The organism is Monashia sp. HAY1-5C (assembly GCF_056755255.1).
Genome location: NZ_JBPGXG010000285.1, coordinates 1 through 487, shown reverse-complemented (window position 1 = coordinate 487; position 487 = coordinate 1). Strand labels below are relative to the sequence as shown.

Here is a 487-nt window from a genome sequence, read left to right as displayed (position 1 = left end):
CCGGATGCGCCTCGCGCGGAGTCGATTTAGTCCCCGCCCGATCCTTTGCTATGGTTGCGCAGCAGCCATTCCCCTGTAGCTCAACTGGCAGAGCAGCCGGCTGTTAACCGGCAGGTTGTTGGTTCGAGTCCAACCGGGGGAGCACCGAGCGCGCAGGCCCCGACACCCATGGGTGTCGGGGCCTTCGTCGTGTGGTCCCGTCCGGCTCGGCTGCTGCGTCGGGCCGGGAGCTCGGCCGCAGGACACCCCCGGCACCAGTGGGTCCCGGGGGTGTCCGATCGTTGCTGTCGCGGGTGTCAGGCGCCCTGGACGGCGCTCATCGCGGGGGCGTCGTCGACCACGCCGACGGCCGTCGGCGCCGTCGGACGCGGTCCACGGCCACGCCGGTTGAGCCGGCGCTCGACGCGTCCGGCCAGGATCGTCAGGCCGAAGTTCAGCGCGATGAAGATGACCGCGGCGAGGATGTAGGCGGGCAGGACGGTGGCAT

1 tRNA gene and 1 pseudogene are annotated in these 487 nt (G+C 70.8%); one reads left to right on the top strand and one right to left on the bottom strand.

Annotated elements, in window-relative coordinates:
- Positions 1–69: 69 nt before the first annotated feature.
- Positions 70–142, top strand: a tRNA-Asn gene (locus ACR9ZK_RS21680).
- Between the two features lie 154 nt (positions 143–296).
- Here the strand turns inward: ACR9ZK_RS21680 and ACR9ZK_RS21675 are convergent.
- Positions 297–487, bottom strand: a pseudogene (locus ACR9ZK_RS21675) (hypothetical protein); the annotation flags it as partial.